A 21,742-nucleotide genomic window follows, 5' to 3' on the forward strand; every position below is an offset into this window, starting at 1 on the left:
GTTATCCCTGCCCCATCCTGTTCCAGGCGTCCAGCCCGGCGATCTTATAGGCCTCGGCCAGCGTGGGATAGTTGAATGTATTGTTGACAAAGAAGTCGACCGTGCCACCCAGATTGATCACCGCCTGGCCGATGTGAATCAGTTCGGTGGCGCCCTCGCCGACGATATGCGCGCCGAGCAAGCGGCGTGTCTCGATCGAGAACAGAAGCTTCAGGAAGCCGGTGTTGACGCCCATGATGTGGCCCCGCGAGGTCTCGCGGAAACGGGCCACGCCAACCTCGTAGGCGGCGCCGCTCTCGCGCACCTGTTCCTCGGATTGGCCGACGGTGGAGATCTCGGGCACCGCGTAAATGCCATAAGGAAAGGTTTCCGGCGGCGGCGGCAATGTCACGCCGAAAGCATGGCACGCGGCTACCCGGCCCTGCTCCATCGAGGTGGAGGCCAGGCTCGGAAAGCCGATCACGTCGCCGGCGGCGTAAATGTTGGGCACGCTGGTCTGGAAGGTGTGCGGATCGACCTTGATGCGTCCCCTGGAGTCAGCCTCGATGCCGACCGCATCGAGGCCGAGGCTACCGACATTGCCGGTGCGGCCCGCGGCGTAGAGCACGATCTCGGAACGTATGGTGCGCCCGTCGGCCAGCGTGACCTCTGCATGGTCGGGCCTGGAGGCAATCTCCTTCACGGCGCTTCCCAGCCGGATGGTCATGCCGCGGTCGCGCATCTGGTGGATGAAGTCGTCGACGATCTCGCGGTCGACGAAATCGAGGATCGTGTTGCGCGGCTCGACCAGCGTCACCGGCACGTCGAGTGCCGAAAAGATCGTCGCGTATTCGACGCCGATGACCCCGGCGCCGATGACCGTCAGCGTGCGCGGCAAGCGGTCGAGCTCGAGCATTTCGTCACTGTCGAACACGCGGCTCTTGTCGAACGGCACGTCGCCCGGCCGGTGCGGCCTGGTGCCGACGGCGATCAGCGCATTGGCGAAGCCGACCTCGCTGTAGTCGCCATTGTCCGATGTCAGGCTGACCCTGTTGGGCCCGAGAAATTTCACCGCGGCGCGGGAGCTCTTGACCGTGTTGCGCATGAACTGGTGCTGCAGCACCTCGACCTCGTGGTCGAGCGTCTTGTGCAGGCGCTCGACCAAGTCTCCGACCGAGATGTCCTGTTTGACCCGGTAGCCGCGCCCATAGAAGCCGCGCTCACGCCAGCCCGAGAGATTGAGCACGGTTTCGCGCAGCGTCTTCGACGGAATGGTGCCGGTGTGCACGGAAACGCCGCCCAGGCGCCGCCCCCTGTCGACGACCAGTACCGTTTTGCCGAGTTTGGCCGATTGTACAGCGGCACGACGGCCGGAAGGGCCGCTGCCAATGACCAGCATGTCGTAATCCATCCTGCCCGTCCCTGCCCCTTGGCACTTTTGGTGCGCCGCAACAAGCTAACGCCATGTCAGGCGCGAATTCAACCGGCCCACCGGCCGCTTCGCCCGCCTTGCGCACCGGGAAAGGCTCGATCTTGATTCCGCCATCAGCCTTTACCATTTTCCCAGCAGGTGGGGCGCAGGCTAAGCAGGCCCCTGTTACAAGGAAATGACATGAACGCTCGCGTTCTCGACGGCGAAATCATCAACACCAGGCTCGACGACGTCAGGGCCTACGAAGGCGTGCGCACGCGGCGTGTCCTGGCGGTCATGATCGACTATGTCATTGTCGCGCTGCTCACCATCCCTGTCGCCATATTAGTGTTCTTCCTCGGGCTTTTGACCCTCGGCCTTGGCTGGATGCTGTTCGGCGTCCTGGTCCCGGCCGTCGCGATTCTCTACATCTGGAACACGCTTGGCAGCGCCAACCAGGCGACCACGGGCATGAAGATGATGGGCATCCGGCTCGATCGGCTCGACGGCAGGCCGATCGACGGGCTCACGGCAGTGGTCCATTCGGTGCTGTTCTGGGCCGGCAACGTCATCCTGTCGCCGCTGGTGCTGCTGGTGACGCTGTTTTCCGATCGCAAGCGCACGCTGCACGACCTGCTGCTCGGCACGGTGGTCAGCCGCACCGGCCGCTGAGGCGCATTTTCGCAAGCATCGCCGCGGCGTCGGCACAAATGTGAAGGCGTCCGCATGGCCACGCCTTCACAATCCTGTTGAATTTTTCGCTTTCCGCGCCAAAGGTAGAGCGATTCGAAGGAGTGTTTCCGAGACTCGATGACGCAGCACCCGACCCAGTCGCCGCAGTTCTTCCTGACCGCGCCGTCGCCATGCCCCTATCTCGACGGCCAGTTCGAGCGCAAGGTGTTCACGCATCTGGTCGGCGACAAGGCGTCGGAGATGAACGATCTCCTGACCCAAGGCGGGTTCCGCCGCTCCCAGAACATCGCCTACAGGCCGGCCTGCGAAACCTGCCGCGCCTGCGTCTCCGTGCGCATCCTGGCGCAGGAATTCGTCGCCAGCCGCAACATGAAGCGCGTGCTGCAGCACAATTCCGATCTCGTCGGCGCCATGCACAATGCCGAGCCCTCGACCGAACAATATTCGCTGTTCCGCAGCTATCTCGATGCCCGCCACCGCCGCGGCGGCATGTCGGACATGACGGTTCTGGACTACGCCATGATGGTCGAGGACACCCATGTCGACACCAAGGTCATCGAATATCGCCGGCGCGGACCCGATACCTTCATCACCGGCAAGGGACAGGGCGAGCTGATCGCGGTGGCGCTCACCGACAAGATGGCCGACGGCTTGTCGATGGTGTATTCCTACTTCAATCCCGACTTCGAGGAGCGGTCTCTCGGCACGTTCATGATCCTCGATCATATCGCTCGCGCCAGGGCGATGGGGCTGCCCCATGTCTACCTGGGATACTGGGTCAACGGCTCGCGCAAGATGAATTATAAGATGCGCTTCATGCCGCAGGAGCATCTCGGCCCGAAGGGCTGGGAGCGCTACACCAACGAAGCGGTCTCACGCTGAGTTTTTCCAAGATCCACGTTTGACTGTTTCAACGCAGGGGATGCTGGTCTTTCAGCCGCTTGCGGGAGAGTGCGTCATTGCGCCGATCGGCTGTCCCATCTGTATTTCATTACGAAAGTTTGCAAATGACGTCCCACAGCGACCACCAGAAGGGCCTTCTGATAACCGCCATTGGCGGCCTGACGCTGACCCTCGACATTCCGCTGATCCGCCTCGCCGATGGCGGCGCATGGACGATCCTGCTCTTGCGCGGGGCCGCCACCTTCATCGCCGCAATGATCACCTGGGCTGTCTGGCGGGCGCTGAGCCGAAACGCGCCCCAGCTCATTCCAGGCTGGTCGGGACTTGCGGCCGCGATATGCTACGGGCTGACCTCGATCACCTTCGTCACCGCCGTCTTCTACACCTCGACCGCCGACCTGGTGTTCATCCTGGCCTTCAACACCGTGTTCGCCGCGCTCTTGTCCTGGTTGTTTCTCCGCGAAAAGCCGCGGGCGGTGACGCTCGCGGCGATGCTGGTCATGATCCTCGGCGTGCTGGTAATCGTCGGCGGATCCGTCGGCACCGGACATCTATTCGGCAATTTCATGGCGTTGTGTTCGGCCTTCTTCATTTCCGTGGCCATCACCATTTCGCGAGCCAGCGGCAAGGACATGGGTTTCACGGCGCTCGTCGGGGTGGTTCCGTCGCTCGTGCTGGCGGCCTTCATGGTGTCAGGTGAAGGCGTCCATGTGAGCGCGCCCTGGTGGATCATCTTTAACGGCGCCGTGATCATGCCGATTTCGTTCTTCTGCCTGGCGGCCGGCCCCAAATACATCTCCGGACCGGAAGTGGCGATGTTCTACCTTCTGGAGACCGTGCTGGCACCGGTGTGGGTATGGCTGATCTTTTCCGAAACGCCGTCACGCAACAGCCTGATCGGCGGCGCGATCCTGATCGTCACATTGGTGGTCCATTCGGTGTGGCAGTTGCATGACGGACGCAGGCGCCGCGCCGCCCTTGCGGTGCGTCATCCGGCCTGAATCTTCTTCGCCTCGCCGTCGATCTCGATCAGCGACGGCGAGCCTTCCTGTTCAGGGGAAGCAGGCATCTCGTCCATCATTTCCACCTCGCGCAGCCATTCGCGCCAGATCGCCACCAGCAGTGCCATCAGCACCGGGCCGATGAACAGGCCGAGAAAGCCCATCGTCTTGACGCCGCCGATCAGGCCGAAAAAGGTCGGCAGGAAGGGCAGTTTTATCGGCCCGCCGACGAGCTTCGGTCGCAAGGTCTTGTCGACGATGAACAGTTCGACCGTCCCCCAGATGAACAAAGCCAGGCCGGCCACCGGTGAGCCGCTGGCAGCGAGATAGATCGAAACCAGCGTGAAGGACAGCGGTGCCCCGCCGGGAATCAGCGCCATGACCCCGGTGAGCGCGCCAAGCGTCACGGGCGACGGCACGCCGGCCAGCCAGTAGGCGATGCCGAGCACCAATCCCTCGCCGATGGCGATGACGGTCATGCCGGTCACGGTCGAGGAAATGGTCGCCGGCACGACCCGCGAGATGCGCTCCCACCTCGTCGGCAGGATGCGCTCGCCCAGGCGATCGACCTGGCCCGCGAAATGCTCGCCGTCGCGATAGGCGAAGAACAGCGCGATCATCATGAACAAAAGCGTCAAAAGCAGGCCGAAGGCGCTGCCGCCAGCGGCAAGGACGCCGCGATAGATGCTGCCGATATTGGCGCCGCTGACCAGTTGGATCAGTTCGCCGATGCCGCCGGGATGGCCGAGATTGGTCGTCCATTGCTGGTTCAGCCATTCTCCTACGATAGGCAGCGTGGCGATCCAGTGCGGTGTCGGGGCGCCGTGCCGGTTGGTCTCGATCGCCCAGCCGACCCATTCGCGCACCTCGTTGATGGCGTAGGTGCCCGCGAGCGCGATCGGTATGACCAGGAAGGCAAGGATGAACAATATGGCGAAGGTGGCGGCGATGGTGCGGTTGCCGCCGACACCGGCCAAAAGCCGCCGGTAAAGCGGCCAGCTTGCGAAGGCGATGACCAGCGCGGCCAGCACCGGGAACAGGAAGCCGTGGAAGAAATAGACGCCGGCGGCAACGATCAGCACCAGCAGCCAGCGCGCCGCCGAGAGCGGTGGGATGACGGCGGCTCTGAGCGGCGTCGACAGACCGAACAGGCGCTGCCCCGGTTTCTGGATTTTCGCTTCCTTCAAACGCTCGTCTCTCCCCGGCCATCCCGCGGCTTATGCTCTGACATAGTGCAGCAATCGTGACGATAGTTCAAAAGGTGATGGTGAAGCTGCGGATCTCCCCCTCGAGGGGGAGATGGCCGGCAGGCCAGAGGGGGTAGCCGCGCGTAAGGCGCTAGCATTCTTTGTTCAAAGCAATGAGGTTGCGTCCAGTCGAACCGACCCCCTCTGTCGACTTCGGCGGCATCTCCCCCTCGAGGGGGGAGATTACCCAAATTTCCCGGTCCTCGGGAAACCCTTCGGCACCATGCGGCCAGCCGACGCGCGGGCGCCGATCCATTCGGCCAATTCCTCGCGCGACCTTGTAAAGGTGCGGTCGGCCGAATCCTGCCAGGAAAGACCGGTCTCCAGCGTAAATGGCTTGAGATCAAGAAGCCCGCCATCCTTGTATTTCTGCAGCCGCACGCCCTTGCCGCGGCTCATTTCCGGAATGTCGGACAGCGGAAACACCAGCATCTTTCGGTTCTCGCCGACGATAGCCAGATGATCGCCGCCGACCGGCACGCAGCGCTTGGCTTCGTCGGGCGCCTTGACGTTCATCACCTGCTTGCCCTTGCGGGTGTTGGCGACGACCTCTTCCTCCGGCACGATGAAACCGTTGGCGTCATGCGAGACCAGCAGCAGCTTGCGCTTCGGATCGTGGACGAAGGCGGTGACGATGTCCTGGTCATTGTCCATGTCGACGATGATGCGGATCGGCTCGCCATGGCCGCGCCCGCCTGGCAGCCGATCGGCGCCGATGGTGTAAAATTTGCCGCCGGTGGTGAACACCAGGATCTTGTCGGTCGTCTGCGCATGGAAGGCGAGTTTCAGGCTGTCGCCTTCCTTGAACGCAAGCTGCGAATGATCGGTCAGATGACCCTTCATCGCACGCAGCCAGCCCTTTTCCGAGACCACCACGGTGACCGGCTCGCGCTCGATCATGGCATGTGCGATGTCGGTCAGGTCATGCTCGGGCGCATCGGCGAACTGGGTGCGGCGCTTACCGAGCTCGGTCTCGGGGCCGAATTTGTCCCGCAGGCTCGCAACCTCCCACTTGATCGTCCCCCATTGCTTGGCTTCGGACGCAAGCAGCGCCTCGATCTGCTTCTTTTCGGCAGTGAGGCCGTCGAATTCCTTGCGGATCTCGAATTCTTCCAGCTTGCGCAGGGCGCGCAGGCGCATGTTGAGAATGGCTTCGGCCTGGGTGTCGGTGAGCGACCAGCGGGCCATCATGACCTGCTTGGGCTCATCCTCCTCGCGGATGATCTTGATCACCTCGTCGATATTGAGATAGGCGATCAGGTAGCCGGCAAGGATCTCCAGCCGTCTTTCGATCTCGCCGAGGCGATGTTTCGAGCGGCGGATCAGCACGTCGCGGCGATGCTCGAGCCATTCCTGCAGCACGCCCTTCAGCGACAGGACATTGGGCACCTTGCCGCGCGACAGCACGTTCATGTTGAGCGGGAAACGGCTTTCAAGCTCGGTGAGCTTGAACAGCGATTCCATCAGGATGCCGGGATCGACGGAACGGCTCTTGGGCACCAGCACGACGCGGATGTCCTCGGCGCTCTCGTCCCTGATGTCCTCGAGCAGCGGCAATTTGCGCGCCATCAGGAGCTCGGCGATCTTCTCGATCAGCCGCGCCTTCTGCACGCCATAGGGGATTTCGGCGACGACGATGCTCCAGGTGCCCCTGCCCTGGTCTTCCTGGCTCCATTTTGCCCGCACGCGAAAGCCGCCGCGGCCGCTTTCATAGGCTTCGAGGATGGAGGCTCGGCTGTCGACGATGATGCCGCCGGTCGGGAAATCCGGGCCCTGGACGAAATCCATCAGCTTGGCCACCGGCGCGTCCCGATGCTCGATCAGGTGAAGGGCGGCGTCACAAAGTTCGGCCGCGTTGTGCGGCGGGATCGATGTCGCCATGCCGACCGCGATGCCGGACGAGCCGTTGGCCAGCAGGTTGGGGAAGGCGCCCGGGAGCACCACCGGCTCCTCGTCCTCCTCATTGTAGGTCGGCCGGTAGTCGACGGCATCCTCGGTGATGCCCGCGAGCAGCTCGGTCGCCACATCGGTCATGCGCGCTTCGGTGTAGCGCATGGCGGCGGCGTTATCGCCGTCGATGTTGCCGAAATTGCCCTGGCCGTCGACCAAGGGGTAGCGCATCGAAAAATCCTGCGCCAATCGCACCAGCGCGTCGTAGATCGACTGGTCGCCATGCGGGTGGAACTTGCCCATCACCTCGCCGACGATACGGGCGCATTTGGCGAAGCCCTGGTCGGGGTTGAGGCGCAGCAGGCGCATGGCATGCATGATGCGGCGATGGACCGGCTTCAGCCCGTCGCGGACATCGGGCAGCGCCCGGTGCATGATGGTCGACAGCGCATAGGCAAGATAGCGCTCTTCCAGCGCCTTCTTCAGGTCGACCGGTTCGATATGATCGCCGCCACCATTGTCAGGCGGCAAAAGCCTTTTTCCCATGGGCTGGAACTAGCCGAGCGGGTGATTCGCGGCAAGAGGGCAAGCCTTGAAGTGGGTGCATGCCCTGCCCTGCAACACGAAGTCCCAGGCAAGCCCGCCAGCCAACATCAATCCGTTACATGCCGTCTCTATTGCGAAGCGCGACGACGCTCGGCGGCCCGGTCTCCAGCATGTTCGGATCGGGTTTGCCTTTCGCCGCGATTTTTGACCATTGTGGCGGGATGCGCCTTTTTCCCGTCCAGTTCGTCACTGAAGGGTGATGGCGCCAAAAATTGAAAAATAATTTTCAGGACACTCTCAGGGGCATTCGCGATGACAATCAAACGCTCGACTCTCAGGAAATTCCTCTTTTCGACCTTCTTGCTCACATTGCCGCTGAACGCGGCGCTCGCCCAGGACACCGCGGTCGCCGACCGGCTGAAGACGGCGCTTGCCGCGCAGGGCGTCGATATTTCCTGGACCGGCGTGACCGGCGACAACGCCAGCATGGTGTTGCAGGGCGTATCCATCAAACCGGGCGCGGAAAAAGAGGCCCTTGCGATCGGCGACGTTAAACTCGAAGGCGTGACCGAAGCCAATGGCGGCTATGATATCGCAACCGTGTCGACCTCGGCATTCGAACATAGCAAGGACGGCGTCACCCTCAATTTAAGCCCCCTCGTCATCCACGACATGATGGTTCCGGCCAGCGGCGCCAGCGGCCCGCTGGGCTCGCTGATGATGTACAAGTCCGCCGAACTCTCGAACATGAGGGTCAAGATCGCCGACAAGACCGCTTTCTCGATGGACGGGCTTGCCATCGAAATCACGCCGCCGGCCGACGGCCAAGCGATGAAATTCACCGGCACCACCGAGAAGTTCAATGCCGACCTGACGCTGGTCGAGGATCCCAAATCGAAGGAAGTCATCAACGCACTCGGCTACCAGAACATTGCGGGCAATTTCGAGATGGCCGGCACCTGGCAGCCCACGGACGGCAAGATGGAGCTGTCGAAATACAACATTTCGGTCGAGAATGCCGGCACGCTCGGCATGACCTTCGATCTCGGCGGCTACACGCTCGACTTCATCAAGTCGCTGCAGGAAATGCAGAAGAAGATGGCCGCGCAGCCCGAAGGGGCCGACAACTCGGCGCAAGGCATGGCCATGCTCGGCCTGTTGCAGCAGCTTTCCTTCAACAGCGCCTCGATCCGTTTCGACGACGATTCGCTGACGGGCAAGGTGCTGGACTATGTCGGCAAGCAGCAAGGCATGTCGGGCAAGGATATCGCCAACCAGGCCAAGGCGATCGTGCCGTTCGGCATGGCGCAGCTCAACAATCCGGAGCTGACGGCGCAAGTAACGGCGGCGGTCGGCAAATATCTCGACGATCCGAAGAGCCTCGAAATCTCGGCTAAGCCGCCGGCGTCGGTGCCGTTCGCACTGATCATGGCGGGCGCCATGTCCAATCCGACCGACCTGCCGAAGACGCTCGGCGTCACCGTCAAGGCCAACGAAGACTGATCGAAGCGACCTCGACTTGCTTCAAGATACGAAAAGCCCGGCAGCGATGCCGGGCTTTTGTCTGCGATTCTCAATCGAACGAGTCACTTCGGAGGCTTCTTTAAAGCGCCGTCCGAAGCGCCATCATGCCTCTTTCTTGATCGGTGCGACACGCAGCGACAAGTCGCGAAGCTGCTGCGGCGTGGCTTCCGACGGCGCATTCATCAACAGGTCGTAAGCCTGCTGGTTCATCGGGAACATGGTGATCTCGCGCAGGTTCTTGGCGCCCACCAGCAACATCACGACGCGGTCGATGCCGAATGCCGCTCCGCCGTGCGGCGGGGCGCCGTACTGAAACGCACGGTAAAGGCCGCCAAAGCGCTCCTCGACGGTCTGGCGATCCAGTCCGACCATCTCGAAGGCCCTGACCATGGTTTCGGGCAAATGGTTGCGGATGCCGCCCGAGGCAATCTCGAAGCCGTTGCACACGGCGTCGTACTGGAATGCCTTGATGCCGAGCGGCTCCTGGTTGTTGAGGGCGTCGATGCCGCCCTGCGGCATCGAAAACGGATTGTGGGCGAAATCGATCTTCTTCTCGTCCTCGTTCCACTCGAAGAACGGAAAGTCGACGATCCAGCACAGCTCGAAACGGTCGCGGTCGACCAGGTTCAGTTCCTCGCCGGCGCGGGTGCGCGCAGCACCCGCGAAGGAGACGAATTTCTTGGGATCGCCGGCGACGAAGAAGGCGGCATCGCCATCGGCAAGGCCCAGCTGAAGGCGGATCGCCTCGGTGCGCTCCTCGCCGATGTTCTTGGCAAGCGGACCCGCGCCTTCGAGTTTCTCGCCTTCCTTGCGCCAGAAGATGTAGCCCAATCCGGGCTGCCCCTCGCCTTGCGCCCAGCTGTTCATGCGGTCGCAGAAGGCACGGCTGCCCCCGGTCTTGGCCGGAATGGCCCAGACCTCGGCCTTGGGATCGTTGGCCAGGATGTTGGCGAAGACCTTGAAGCCGGAATCACGAAAATGGTCGGAGACCGCCTGCATCTCGATCGGGTTGCGCAGATCCGGCTTGTCGGTACCGTATTTGCGCATCGCAACATCATAGGGAATGCGCGGCCAGTCCTTCGTGACGGGCTTGCCGTTGGCAAAGGCCTCGAAGACCGATGTCATCACCGGCGCCATGGTGGAAAGCACGTCATCCTGCTCGACAAAGCTCATTTCGAGGTCGAGCTGGTAGAATTCGCCGGGCAGGCGGTCGGCGCGCGGATCCTCGTCGCGGAAGCAGGGCGCGATCTGGAAATAACGATCGAAACCCGAGACCATGATCAGCTGCTTGTATTGCTGCGGCGCCTGCGGCAGCGCATAGAAAGTGCCGGGGTGAATGCGCGACGGCACCAGGAAGTCGCGCGCGCCTTCGGGCGACGATGCGGTGAGGATCGGCGTCGAGAATTCGGTGAAGCCGACCTCGCCCATGCGCTTGCGCATCTCGGCGATGATCTTCGTGCGCGCCACGATGTTCCTGTGCAGCGTCTCGCGGCGCAGGTCGAGGAAGCGGTATTTCAGCCTGATGTCCTCGGGATAGTCCGGCTCGCCGAAGACCGGCAGCGGCAATTCCTTGGCCGCCGAAAGCACTTCGATCTCGCGCGCGAAAATCTCGATCTCGCCGGTCGGCAGGTTGGCATTGGTGGTTTCAGGCAGGCGCGCCTTGACCTCGCCGTCGACGCGGATCACCCATTCGCCGCGCACTGTTTCGGCGATCTTGAAGGCCGGCGAATCGGGATCGGCGACGATTTGGGTCAGGCCATAGTGGTCGCGCAGGTCGATGAACAGCAGGCCGCCATGGTCGCGCACGCGATGCACCCAGCCCGACAGGCGAACGGAAGCGCCGACGTCGCTCTTTCTCAACTGGGCACAGGTATGGCTGCGGTAACGGTGCATTGTCATGGGCAAAAGTCCGGGATGTTGGGTTGCCGGCCGAAGCATCGCGGCCCGGCCTGAAAAATTTGCGCGAAAAGCGCATGGGAGGCCCGGTTTGTCAAGGCGAGTGGGCGGAGGGCCAGGGCAACGAACCCGGGTTGACGGGTTCTTTCGGAGCATTCGCCGGCGCGCAGGTCGCCCTATGAACCAAGGCTTGACAACCGCAGGCGATGCGCGAGGTGATCGACGACCAATGCGGCGCTTGCGGAAGACGTTGTGGCCCGATGAAGGCGGATCTCCGCCCCGGGCAGCGGCGGCACATAAGGGCCAGGATGGACATCGGGCAGGCCGGGCGCGAGCATGCTGCCCTTGACCACGGTAACCGCAAGGCCCTGCTCGACGATCGCCTCCGTCGCGGCAAGGCTCGGGCTGACATAGGCCAGTCGCCACGGCCGGCCCGCTCTGTCGAGCGCGTCAGTCGCCCATGCGCGAAACAAGCAATCAGGGTCCGACAACGCGACGGGCAGCGGATCGAGTTCTTCGACAGAGTGGGTCCTCGCCGCCGCCCATATCGCTCTTTCGCGGCATATCAGATCGCCCTCGGCCACACCTTCCGGATGCATGGCGATGACCGCGTCAAATGATGAGCCGAGCCGTTTCAGCAGCCGTGCCGTGAGGCCGATCTCCATTTCGACCTGCATGAGCGGAAATCGCACGGCGATATCGGCGAGGAGGCGTGGCAGGATCTTGGTGCCGTAGTCCTCCATGACGCCTATCCGGATGCGTCCCGCTACCCGTTGGTTGGAGACACGGGCAATCGCCTGCTCGTTAAGTGCAAGAATGCGGCGTGCGTCGATCAGAAACCCCTCGCCGGCGGCCGTAAGCTCGACATGGGCCGTCGATCGACGGAACAGCGAAATGTCGAGGCGCTCTTCAAGGCGCTTCACCTGCAAGCTGACGGTGGCTTGCGTTCGATTGAGCTGCTCGGCGGCTCGCGTGAAAGAGAGCCGCTCGGCAACGACGACGAAAGTCCGCAACAATTCCGGATCGAGACTCCGACTGCTCATTGCGCAAGCTTATCAAGCTCATTGCATTTATTCGATTCCTTTTACCCGGTTTGCCCGATACCGCTGGACTCCGAACTGGCAGAGGGGAAGCGATGGAAACTGGAGGCGTGCTCGCGGCGATTCTCTCCAGCGCCTTTGGCGGCACCGCTGTCGGTGCAACGCGCTATCTCGCGCGTTCGCTGGATCCGCTCACCATCGGCGCGATCCGGTTCGGGGGTGGTTTTCTGGTGCTCGCCGCCGTAGCGCTTCTGCGACGGGACAAGTGGCCTGCGAAAAGCGATTGGCCTGGCGCCGCCGCATTGGGCCTGCTGTTCTTCGGCCTGTTCCCGGCGCTCTTCAACGGAGCCCTTGTCTACACGACGGCGGCGCGAGGAGCTCTGGCGCTTTCGACGCTGCCTGTGCTCACAATGCTCGCAGGCGCGGTTCTAGGGATCGAACCGCCGACGACGCGCAAGATCGTCGGCGTCCTGGTCGCGATGGCCGGAGTGGCTGTCGCGCTTGGCAGCAGCCTGACGACAGCTCCCCAGGGCGCCTGGCGCGGAGACCTCCTGATGATCGCGGCGGCATTCTGCATGGCGCTCTACAATGTCTGGTCGCGACCTTTTCTCACCCGCTGCGCGCCGACATCATTCGCCGCGTTTGGCATGGCCGTCGGCACGGCCTGCCTGTTGGCGCTGTCGACTTTGACTGGAGGCCTGACGCGACTTGCCGCGCTTGAGGCGTCGCAATGGGTTGCCAGCGGATACCTGGCCGTAATTTGCGGCGCCCTGATCTTCTTCCTCTGGGCGTTCGCGCTTGAACGTGCGCCGCCAACGCTGGTTGCCGTTTCAGTTGCCGTGAACCCCGTGACGGCATCGATCTTCGGCGCCGTCTTTCTCGGTGAGCAAATCAATGCAAACCTAATTGTCGGGCTCATCGCTGTCCTCGCGGGAATAGCCATCGCGTCGGGAGCAGCCGGGCGGTTCGCCGTGGGACGTCGAGGAGGCAGGCGCCGACTTCCTTGAACGGAAAGGCGGACACATCCTGTTGGCGCGGGGAATTGCCGCTGGCGTTGACGGAAGCGATGGTTCAAGAAGGGATCACAGACATGTGATCGCCTAATGTCATCCATCCGTCCGCTGATCCCGCTCCTCATCGCCGCAGGCATCCTGCTCGGCGGCAATGGGCTGCAAAGCACGCTGATCGCGCTGCGCGGCGCGCAGGAAGGTTTTTCGGCTTCCGACATCGGCCTGATGGGCACGTTCTATTTCGCCGGCTTCCTACTCGGCTGCCTGGCCGTCACCCGCATCCTGAAGGCGGTCGGCCATGTCAGGACCTTCTCGGCGCTGGCCGCGGCCGCCTCGGCCGGCACATTGCTCCTGGTTCTGGTCATCGACCCGGTGATGTGGTGCGCGGTGCGTTTTGCCGGCGGTTTCTGCTTCGCCGGCCTGTTCACGGTGATGGAGGCCTGGCTCAACTCCGGGGTCAGCAACAAGGACCGCGCCCGCGTGCTTGCCATCTACCGCATGGTCGACATCGGCTCGGTCACCGGCGCGCAGTTCCTCATCCCGATCTTCGGAGCGGGCGGCTTCGCCATATTCGCCATCATGTCGATGATGATCACGCTGTCGCTGGTGCCGGTATCGCTGGGCGATCGCTCCAACCCGACGCCGCCGGAAGACGTCAAGCTCGACCTGGCGCGGGTCTGGCGCATCTCGCCGCTCGGCTGTTTCGGCTGCATCGCCGTCGGCGTCACCAACAGCGCGTTCCGCACGCTGTCGCCGGTCTATGCCGAGCAGATCGGCATGTCTGTCGCCGATGTCGTCACCTTCGTCAGCGTCGGTATCTTCGGCGGCGCACTCATCCAATACCCGCTAGGCTATCTCTCCGATCGCTGGGACCGGCGCTCGGTGCTGCTGGCGACGACATGCTGCGCCATGCTGGCAGCGCTGGCGCTTGCGTTCGTGGCGGGAGCCGACCCGTTTCTCAACTTCCTCATCATCTTCATCTTCGGCTGTTTCGCCATGCCGCTCTACTCGCTGTCGGCGGCGCACTCCAACGACCGCGCCGGCGCGGGCGAGTTCGTTCTGATCAACGCCGCCTTGATGCTGTTTTATTCCTTCGGCGCCATTGGCGGCCCTTTCGCCGCATCGACGGCGATGCAGTATTTTGGCCCAAGCGCGCTGTTCGTGTTCAGCGCGCTGGTCTATGCAATCTTCATCGCCGTCATCCTCTATCGGATGCGGGCACGATCGGGCGTGCCGGCTGGCAAGCGCAGCCGCTTCACCGCGCTGTTGCGCACCTCGACGGTTTTCGCCCGGCTGGCGAGAAGAAACGGCGATCCGGACGGGCCGGACGGGCCGTGATGCGAGCGCCAACGCTTGACGAAAGCCTTCCCGGCTGAAATCTAGGAAGACCCTACTCCTGCCAAAAGCGATTTGATGCACGTCATCACCACCCAAAAAGAACTCGAGACCGTTCTCGCCGCTTTCGAAAAATCGGATTTCGTCACCATCGACACCGAATTCATCCGGGAAACGACCTTCTGGCCGATCCTGTGCCTGATCCAGATGGCGGCGCCCGGAATAACGGCGCTGATCGACCCGCTGTCGCCAGATATCGAGCTGAAGCCGTTTTTCAGGCTGATGGCCAATGAATCTGTGGTCAAAGTCTTCCATGCCGCGCGGCAGGACATCGAAATCATCGTCCATCTGGGCAATCTCGTTCCCCATCCGGTGTTCGATACCCAGGTTGCGGCGATGGTCTGCGGGTTCGGCGACAGCGTTTCCTACGATCAGCTCGTGCAGCGCGTGACCGGCGCTCGGCTCGACAAGTCCTCGCGCTTCACCGACTGGCGCCACCGGCCGCTGTCCGAAAAGCAGCTCGACTATGCGCTTGCCGACGTCACCCACCTTATCGAGGTCTACCAGCATCTCAGCGCCGAACTGGAGCGGGAGAACCGCGCCCACTGGTTGAACGAGGAGATGGACGTCCTGACCTCGCGCGAAACCTACGATCCGCACCCCGAGGATGCCTGGAAGCGGCTGAAGATGCGGCTGCGCAAGCCGCAGGAGCTGGCGATCGTGCAGGCCGTGGCGGCATGGCGCGAGCGCGAGGCGCGCGAACGCGACGTACCCCGCGGCCGCGTGCTCAAGGACGACGCCATCTACGAGGTGGCGCAGCAGGCGCCGCGCGACGCGGCCGCGCTGGCCAAGCTGCGCACGATACCGAAGGGCTGGGAGCGCTCCTCGACCGCGGCGGCGCTGCTTGGCGCGGTCAACACCGCACTAGCTCTGCCCAAGGAGCAATTGCCGAAGCTGCCAAAGAGTTTTCAGCCGCCCGAGGGATCGAGCGCCGCCGCGGAGCTGTTGAAGGTGCTGCTCAGGATCGTGGCCGAAAAGCAAGGCGTCGCATCGAAGGTCCTGGCTTCCAGCGACGACATCGACCGCATCGCTGCCGAAGGCGAAGCCGCCGACGTGCCGGCGCTGCAGGGCTGGCGCCGCGCCGTTTTCGGCGAGGCGGCGCTGAAGCTGGTGCGCGGCGAGATCGGCATCAAGTTCGACAAGCGCAAAATAGCGGTGTTCGATTTGTAGGCGGAGCGCCCCAACGAAGGGGAGTACTGCTCAAACCACCCGGAGCAGGTGCAGCGCGAGCCAGATCCAGCCCAGCAAAAGAATCACTGCCCCCAGGGAGAAAGACCGGCTGCGCAGGAGCAGATTGTTGCTGGTCAGGTGAACCCAGGCATGAAAATAGCGGGTCGCGACAAAGATCCACATCAGGGCCAAGGTCAGATAGTTGACGCCGTTGGTCAGGTGCAACATCAGGCACAGCACATAGAAAAGCACCGGCAGTTCGAACTGGTTGCTGAGGTTGCTGGCAACTGTCACGCAGGAGGCCGGCTCGGTCGAGCGCGCCTTGTACTGGCTGACTTTGGCTTCGCCCGATTGGATGGCGACATACCTGCGCCGGGCCATGGCGCCATAGACGATGTAGACCAGCAACACGTGCGCCAGAACAGGCCAGAAAATCGATGTCTGGTTCATGAACCCTCCCCGCCCGGTGCCGGGTCAGATCAATTCTGTTTCTGACCCGCCAGCCAGAAGACGGCGATGACGATCACCGGAATTGCGAGCAGCGCGAATTTGGTGACGATCAGCGCCGAGGCGAGACCCAGGGAATCGGGATTGGCCGACAGGAAATCCGACAGAAGGCGGGCCACGGCGATGTTCTGGGCGTAGTTGGCGATCGTGTAGGGCAGCACCAGGATCAGTGCGAAGATCGATTGCATCTGGCCCGGAAGCACGCGGAAATTCCTCAACCGCCTTCCCGTTGCCAGGATCAGGCTGACCAGCGTCACCGACAACAGCGCGGGGAACAGAAGATCGAAGGTCAGATAGTGCCAGACCAGGATGATCTCGCTGCCGCGCCGGCCGAGCGCCGTCAGCCAGGCCATGCCTTCATCCGGCGTGAAGCCAAAAACGCGCATGTCGAGCGACGGCAAACCGCCACTCAACTGGCGGAAATAGAAGAACTCCATGAGCGTCATGGCGATGAAAACCGCCACCGATGCGGTGCAAAGGGCGGCAGCGTGGCGCGATAGCCGCAAGATGGTCGCGGCCAGATTGCGCCAGAACGTGTACTGGTCGGGCCGATCAGGCTCCGCCGGGATAGTTGGGGCTTTCGCGGGTGATCGTGACGTCATGGGCGTGGCTTTCACGAAGTCCGGCGTTGGATATGCGCACAAAGGTGGCGCGTTCGCGGAAATCGGCAAGGTCGCGGCCACCAACATAACCCATAGCGGCTTTCAGGCCGCCTGCAAGCTGGTGCAGCACGCCAGACACAGGTCCTTTGTAGGGGACCTGCCCCTCGATGCCTTCCGGCACCAGTTTCAGCGTGTCGCGAACCTCCGCCTGGAAGTATCGGTCGGCCGAGCCGCGCGCCATGGCGCCGACCGAACCCATGCCGCGATAGGCCTTGAAGGAGCGGCCCTGGTGCAGATAGACCTCGCCCGGGCTTTCGTCGGTGCCGGCAAGCAGCGAGCCGATCATGGCGGCACTGGCGCCGGCGGCAAGCGCCTTGGCCAGATCGCCGGAATATTTGATGCCGCCATCGGCGATCACCGAGGCGCCCGATTTGTGCGCAGTTTCCACCGCCGACATGATGGCCGACAGCTGCGGCACGCCGACGCCGGCGACGATGCGGGTGGTGCAGATGGAGCCGGGGCCGATGCCGACCTTGACGGCATCGGCGCCGGCATCGATCAGCGCCTGGGTGCCCTCGGCGGTGGCGACGTTGCCGGCCAGGATGCGCACCGAGTTGGACAGTTTTTTCGCCCGCGTGACGGCATCAAGAACGCGCTGCGAATGGCCATGCGCGGTGTCGATGACCAGAAGGTCGACGCCTGCCTCGATCAGCCGCTCAGCGCGCTCGAAACCGTCGTCGCCGACGCTGGTGGCGGCTGCTGCGCGCAGACGCCCCTGCGCGTCCTTGGTGGCGTGCGGGTTGAGCTGCGATTTCTCGATGTCCTTGACGGTGATCAGCCCCACGCAATTGCCCTGCTTGTCGACGACGACGAGCTTTTCGATGCGGTGCTGATGCAGAAGCCGCTTGGCCTCGTCCTGGTCGACATTCTCCTTGACGGTGATCAGGTTCTCACGGGTCATCAATTCATAGACTTTCTGCGCCGGATCGGAGGCGAAGCGCACGTCGCGATTGGTCAGGATGCCGACCAGCCGGCCGCTCTTGTGGCCGCCGGAGCCGCCATTCTCGACCACCGGAATACCCGAGATCGAGTAGGTGCGCATCAGCGACAACGCGTCGGCCAGCGTCGCGTCGGGACCGATGGTGACCGGGTTGACCACCATGCCGGATTCGAATTTCTTCACCTGCCGCACCTGCTCGGCCTGCTCGGCCGGCGAGAAATTGCGGTGGATGACGCCGATGCCGCCGGCCTGCGCCATGGCGATGGCAAGCCTTGCCTCCGTGACGGTATCCATGGCCGCCGACAGGATCGGCACGTTGAGGTCGATGTCGCCGGCAATCCGGGTGCGGATGTCGGTCTGGCCGGGCATGACTTCGGAATGGCCGGGCTGCAAAAGCACGTCGTCAAAGGTCAGCGCCAGCGCGCCGGTGGACGTTTCGATGATTTTTGCCATGGCCAGCCCTTTGAATGCGGGAAAAGCGCTGGACCGGGATGGACAGCGCGACTCTCTTCTTCCCTTTCAGGATTGGCGGTGGCTGGTACCACGTCCCGGCACGGAAGAAAAGCCGATCGTTGCGGACGCTTCAGCTTCTATTGCGAACCAAGGAAAGCATCCAGCAAAGCGTGACGCGGCGATGCAAAGGGGTTGACGACGGTTACACCGCCCCAGGTGAAGCCGTCCTGCAGGTCTTCCGACAGAAGCAGCCGGCAACCCGTTTGGGATGCAGCCGAAAGAATGACGGCATCCCAGATGCCGAAGCGATGGTCCGCCGCAAGATCGACAGCCATCGTCATCACCTCCGGCGTCGTCCCGGCAACCGGGAACGCGTCGCGCCAGCTAAGCAGCGCATCCCGAGCCTCCTTGGGCGACCTTCCAGCCTCGCGGACAAGGACCTTGAACAGTTCACCCAGCACCTGGACCGGAACAATGGCAGCGTCTTGTGGAACCTTGCGCAGCAGTTCGAGAACGTGGTCGCGTTTGGCTACGTTGTTAACGCCCTCTGCGTAGGCAAGAATGTTGGTGTCGAGCGCGACCCTCACAGGTCATCCTCGTAGAGCTCATCGCGGGTCCAGCGTCCTGCATCGGCAACCGGCTGCCGTTCGAGTCGCGACAGCAATGCCGCGCGCGAGCGGGAGGCCACACCCTCGTGCCTCTCCGCAGGCACGATCCGTGCCACCGGCCGACCATGGCTTGTCACGACGTAGCTCTGGCCCTCGCGTACCTCACGCAGGATGCGAGAAAATCTGCGATTGGCATCGGCTGCCGAAACGGCCTCTTCCATGATCATAACGTCCTGTAGTTATTTTCACTACAATAGGGATAGTGTCCGCTTTTTGCAAGCAATCGTGTATCGCAGCCGCCACCGGAGGTTGCGGTCGCATAAAAGTGACAGCAATTTAACACGACATTGGTGTCCAGCCGTGATAACCGCCCTGCCTGCCGGCAAACTCCCGGTCGGCAACATCTGGAATCAAGCCCGGACGCGTTCCTTTGAACCGAACCATTCCGCTCATATTGGCGGTCGCTCTTTTCATGGAAAACATGGATTCGACCGTCATCGCCACATCGCTGCCGGCGATCGCCCTCGACATCCACACCAGCCCGATCGCGCTCAAGCTGGCGTTGACCTCCTATCTTGTGTCGCTGGCGATCTTCATTCCCATCAGCGGCTGGATGGCGGATCGCTTCGGCGCCAAGAACGTTTTCCGCGCCGCGATCGCGGTGTTCATCGTCGGTTCGGTCGCCTGCGCCGTTTCGGGCTCGCTGCCGGCCTTCGTGGTGTCGCGCTTTCTGCAAGGCATAGGCGGCGCCATGATGACGCCGGTCGGGCGCCTGGTGCTGGTGCGCGCCACGCCCAAGAGCGAACTTGTCGCGGCGATGTCCTGGCTGACCGTGCCGGCATTGGTGGGCCCGCTGGTCGGACCGCCGATCGGCGGCTTCATCACCACCTACTTCACCTGGCACTGGATCTTCCTGATCAATGTGCCGATCGGCCTGATCGGCATCTGGCTGGCCACCCGCTTCCTGCCGGAAACCGAATCGATGGAGACGCCGCCGCTCGATTTCGTCGGCTTCGTGCTGAGCGGGCTGGCGGCGTCCGGCGTCGTGTTCGGCCTGTCAGTGATCAGCTTGCCCTATCTGCCGCCGGCGACCGGCTTCATCACCGTGGGCGTCGGGCTGGTGTCGGGCGCTCTCTACCTCATGCATGCGCGCCGTGCCAGGAACCCCCTGCTGGCGCTCGACTTGTTCCGCAACCAGGTATTCCGCTCCTCCGTGCTTGGCGGCGGACTTTTCCGCATCGGCATCGGCGCCGTGCCGTTCCTGCTGCCGCTGATGTTCCAGATCGGTTTCGGGCTGACGCCGTTCCAGTCCGGCATGATTACCTTCGTCTCCGCGATCGGCGCCATCGGCATGAAATTCGTCACAGCGCTGATCTTCCGCGTCGTCGGCTTTCGTCGCGTGCTGATCGTCGGCTCGCTGGTGGCCGCCGCGTCGATCGCCGTCAACGGCCTGTTCACGCCCGATACGCCCTATCTCTTGATGCTGGCCATGCTGCTGGTGGGCGGCTTCATCCGCTCGATGTTCTTTACCGGCATCAACGCCCTCGCCTACGCCGAGGTTTCAGCCGAGGACACGAGCAAGGCAACACCGATCGCCGCCGTGTTCCAGCAACTGTCGATCGCGCTGGGCGTGGCGGTTGCCGGCGGCATCCTGGAAGTATCGACGGGTATCCACGGCGGCCCGTTGACATTGCCGGACTTCCATACCGCCTTCTTCATCGTCGCGGCAATTTCCGCCGCCGCATCGCTGTCGTTCATGCGGCTGGCGCCCGATGCCGGCAACGCCGTATCGGGCCACGGCCGCCTGACCATGCCCAAGCCGCTGGAACCGGTGAGGTCGCCGGGGGAGTGAGACGGTTCAGCCGTCGCCGTCCGCCGGCCCTTCGCCATGGCTCCGTGCGCTCAAGTTCTTCGAGACATCCACTGGACGTTCCGATCCGCCTGATGGCGGACCGGATTCTCGCCCTTTGAAATCCTTCGCCAGTAGATACAGCTCCACCGACTCATCGCGCGACGCAGGCGGCTTGACGTGGTGGACGGACCGGAAATTCTTCTTCAGCATCGAGAGCAGCTCGTTTTCGGCGCCGCCCTGGAACGTCTTGGCCAGGAAGTGGCCGCCCGGCTTCAGCACCGACAGCGCGAAATCGGCGGCCACCTCGCACAGATGCATGGTGCGGATGTGGTCGGTCCGCTTGTGGCCGGTGGTGGGCGCCGCCATGTCGGACAGCACGACATCGGGATCGCCGCCAAGCGCCTCGGCCAGCTTCCGCGGCGCCTCGGGATCGAGGAAATCCATCAACAGCACCGGCGCGCCGGGCACCGCGTCCATCTCGAGATAGTCGATGCCTACGACATGCGGATTTTCCGCGGTCGATTTGGTCCGCGCGGCCGCGACCTGGCACCAGCCGCCGGGGGCCGCACCAAGGTCGATCACCTTCATGCCGGGTTTCAGCAGATGGTGCTTGTCGTCGATCTCGATCAGCTTGTAGGCCGCGCGCGAGCGGTAGCCGTCAGCCTTGGAGCGCTGGACGTAGGGATCGTTGATGTGACGCTGCAGCCAGCGGCGCGACGATTCCTTCAGCCCGCTTTTCTTCTTGATCCGCGTCTTCAGCACGCGAATGCCGGCCGAGCCCGGCTTTTCCGGTTTCTTGGTCATTGGTTGACTTCTTGTCCAAGTTTTCTCGCTTGCCGGGTTGTGGCCGTTTTTCGGCGGCAGCGCGTTTGGCAAACGGCTTCCCCCACTCCGTCGCTGCTTCGCAGCGCCACCTCTCCCCCCTCCGGAGGGAGAGGAAGGGCGCCAAGATTGGCTAGCTCGCGCCAATCCTCTCCCCCGTCGATCGGGGGAGAGGTGTCGAGCGAAGCTCGAC

19 protein-coding genes are annotated in these 21,742 nt (G+C 63.1%); 8 read left to right on the forward strand and 11 right to left on the reverse strand.

Annotated features, from left to right (window positions below; all coding sequences use genetic code 11):
• Nucleotide 1: 1 nt before the first annotated feature.
• Nucleotides 2-1,390: a Si-specific NAD(P)(+) transhydrogenase gene (gene sthA / locus LB545_RS23985; protein WP_140898003.1), complete on the reverse strand. Its 1,389-nt coding sequence runs from the start codon at nt 1,388-1,390 to the stop codon at nt 2-4.
• 201 nt (nt 1,391-1,591) lie between these two features.
• Here sthA and LB545_RS23990 point away from each other — a divergent pair, with 201 nt between their 5' ends.
• The 3 genes from LB545_RS23990 (at nt 1,592) to LB545_RS24000 (ending at nt 3,987) form a co-directional block, all read left to right on the forward strand.
• Nucleotides 1,592-2,062 carry an RDD family protein gene (locus LB545_RS23990; protein WP_140560562.1) on the forward strand — a complete coding sequence of 157 codons (471 nt, stop codon included), beginning with the start codon at nt 1,592-1,594 and terminating at the stop codon, nt 2,060-2,062.
• A gap of 138 nt (nt 2,063-2,200) precedes the next feature.
• Complete coding sequence (locus LB545_RS23995) at nt 2,201-2,965, forward strand: arginyltransferase (protein ID WP_140494092.1); 765 nt, start codon at nt 2,201-2,203, stop codon at nt 2,963-2,965.
• Nucleotides 2,966-3,090: 125 nt separating this feature from the next.
• On the forward strand, nt 3,091-3,987 hold the full coding sequence (locus tag LB545_RS24000) for a DMT family transporter (protein ID WP_224705947.1): 897 nt from the start codon (nt 3,091-3,093) through the stop codon (nt 3,985-3,987).
• Here the strand turns inward: LB545_RS24000 and LB545_RS24005 are convergent.
• Entirely contained in the window at nt 3,975-5,174 is a 1,200-nt protein-coding gene (locus LB545_RS24005) for an AI-2E family transporter (protein WP_140515657.1), read from the reverse strand. The genes LB545_RS24000 and LB545_RS24005 overlap by 13 nt on opposite strands.
• Before the next feature lie 243 nt (nt 5,175-5,417).
• Entirely contained in the window at nt 5,418-7,670 is a 2,253-nt protein-coding gene (gene parC, locus LB545_RS24010) for a DNA topoisomerase IV subunit A (protein ID WP_140515655.1), read from the reverse strand.
• Nucleotides 7,671-7,982: 312 nt separating this feature from the next.
• On the opposite strand from parC, the gene LB545_RS24015 reads away from it, so the two are divergent.
• Complete coding sequence (locus tag LB545_RS24015; protein WP_224705948.1) at nt 7,983-9,173, forward strand: hypothetical protein; 1,191 nt, start codon at nt 7,983-7,985, stop codon at nt 9,171-9,173.
• A gap of 123 nt (nt 9,174-9,296) precedes the next feature.
• Here LB545_RS24015 and aspS read toward each other — a convergent pair whose 3' ends face one another.
• Together aspS and LB545_RS24025 are read right to left on the reverse strand one after the other, a co-directional pair.
• Nucleotides 9,297-11,087 carry an aspartate--tRNA ligase gene (gene aspS / locus LB545_RS24020; protein ID WP_181167403.1) on the reverse strand — a complete coding sequence of 597 codons (1,791 nt, stop codon included), beginning with the start codon at nt 11,085-11,087 and terminating at the stop codon, nt 9,297-9,299.
• Between the two features lie 179 nt (nt 11,088-11,266).
• The gene (locus LB545_RS24025; protein ID WP_224705949.1) at nt 11,267-12,133 is read right to left on the reverse strand and encodes a LysR family transcriptional regulator; all 867 of its coding nucleotides are present in this window, start codon (nt 12,131-12,133) and stop codon (nt 11,267-11,269) included.
• Between LB545_RS24025 and LB545_RS24030 the strand changes: the two genes are divergently transcribed.
• From LB545_RS24030 to rnd, 3 genes are all read left to right on the forward strand, one after another.
• Nucleotides 12,133-13,137 (forward strand): DMT family transporter, encoded by a 1,005-nt coding sequence (locus LB545_RS24030; protein ID WP_318012562.1) that lies wholly within the window; start codon nt 12,133-12,135, stop codon nt 13,135-13,137. The two genes, LB545_RS24025 and LB545_RS24030, sit on opposite strands and share 1 nt — an antisense overlap.
• Nucleotides 13,138-13,233: 96 nt before the next feature.
• On the forward strand, nt 13,234-14,478 hold the full coding sequence (locus tag LB545_RS24035; RefSeq protein WP_140494106.1) for an MFS transporter: 1,245 nt from the start codon (nt 13,234-13,236) through the stop codon (nt 14,476-14,478).
• 75 nt (nt 14,479-14,553) lie between these two features.
• Nucleotides 14,554-15,705 (forward strand): ribonuclease D, encoded by a 1,152-nt coding sequence (gene rnd, locus LB545_RS24040; RefSeq protein WP_224705950.1) that lies wholly within the window; start codon nt 14,554-14,556, stop codon nt 15,703-15,705.
• 30 nt (nt 15,706-15,735) lie between these two features.
• Here rnd and LB545_RS24045 read toward each other — a convergent pair whose 3' ends face one another.
• The 5 genes from LB545_RS24045 to LB545_RS24065 all read right to left on the reverse strand — a co-directional run bounded on the left by LB545_RS24045 (nt 15,736) and on the right by LB545_RS24065 (nt 19,096).
• Entirely contained in the window at nt 15,736-16,155 is a 420-nt protein-coding gene (locus LB545_RS24045; RefSeq protein WP_140494110.1) for an MAPEG family protein, read from the reverse strand.
• Between the two features lie 29 nt (nt 16,156-16,184).
• Nucleotides 16,185-16,814, reverse strand: a complete 630-nt coding sequence (locus LB545_RS24050) for a hypothetical protein (protein ID WP_224705951.1) — start codon at nt 16,812-16,814, stop codon at nt 16,185-16,187.
• On the reverse strand, nt 16,765-18,267 hold the full coding sequence (gene guaB, locus LB545_RS24055; protein WP_140494114.1) for an IMP dehydrogenase: 1,503 nt from the start codon (nt 18,265-18,267) through the stop codon (nt 16,765-16,767). The genes LB545_RS24050 and guaB overlap by 50 nt, the downstream gene beginning before the upstream one ends.
• A 137-nt stretch (nt 18,268-18,404) precedes the next feature.
• On the reverse strand, nt 18,405-18,854 hold the full coding sequence (locus LB545_RS24060; RefSeq protein ID WP_140494116.1) for a PIN domain-containing protein: 450 nt from the start codon (nt 18,852-18,854) through the stop codon (nt 18,405-18,407).
• Complete coding sequence (locus tag LB545_RS24065; RefSeq protein WP_140521745.1) at nt 18,851-19,096, reverse strand: type II toxin-antitoxin system Phd/YefM family antitoxin; 246 nt, start codon at nt 19,094-19,096, stop codon at nt 18,851-18,853. Before LB545_RS24065 ends, LB545_RS24060 begins: the two co-directional genes overlap by 4 nt.
• A 209-nt stretch (nt 19,097-19,305) precedes the next feature.
• Between LB545_RS24065 and LB545_RS24070 the strand changes: the two genes are divergently transcribed.
• Entirely contained in the window at nt 19,306-20,727 is a 1,422-nt protein-coding gene (locus LB545_RS24070; RefSeq protein ID WP_140494120.1) for an MFS transporter, read from the forward strand.
• A 6-nt stretch (nt 20,728-20,733) separates the two neighbouring features.
• Here the strand turns inward: LB545_RS24070 and LB545_RS24075 are convergent, their stop codons facing one another.
• Nucleotides 20,734-21,531, reverse strand: a complete 798-nt coding sequence (locus LB545_RS24075; RefSeq protein WP_140494122.1) for an RlmE family RNA methyltransferase — start codon at nt 21,529-21,531, stop codon at nt 20,734-20,736.
• Between the last annotated feature and the right edge of the window lie 211 nt (nt 21,532-21,742).

Origin of the sequence: Mesorhizobium sp. BR1-1-6 (assembly GCF_020165355.1) — a bacterium.
Classification (GTDB): domain Bacteria; phylum Pseudomonadota; class Alphaproteobacteria; order Rhizobiales; family Rhizobiaceae; genus Mesorhizobium.